Source organism: Amycolatopsis jejuensis, assembly GCF_000717335.1.
Classification (GTDB): Bacteria; Actinomycetota; Actinomycetes; order Mycobacteriales; family Pseudonocardiaceae; genus Amycolatopsis; species Amycolatopsis jejuensis.
In genome coordinates this window covers 1-249 of sequence record NZ_JNYZ01000123.1, presented here as the reverse complement: position 1 = coordinate 249, position 249 = coordinate 1, and the positions used below count along the sequence as shown (strand labels likewise).

Annotated in this window: 1 pseudogene; it reads left to right on the top strand. The window is 72.3% G+C overall.

The features are described 5' to 3' along the window. Positions 1-22: 22 nt before the first annotated feature. Positions 23-249 (top strand): annotated as a pseudogene (locus tag OO71_RS46030) (HNH endonuclease signature motif containing protein); the annotation flags it as partial.

Sequence of the window (249 nt, the reverse complement as noted above, 5' to 3'; positions counted from 1 at the left end):
GGTGTCTGCGCAGCATGTCTCGGTGATCACCGAGGGTTTGGCCGCGGTCCCGGATTGGCTCGCGGCGGAGGACTACATCGCCGCCGAGGACACTCTGGTCGCGTTGGCGGTCCAGGCGGATCCGGTGACGGTGCGGCGTGCGGTCCGCCGGTTACGCGCCTACTGGGACCACGAAGGCACCCCACCGGCCGACCACGCGGACGCCTCGGCCCGCCCGTGGCGGGAGTTCCGCTACCACTGGACCCGGGG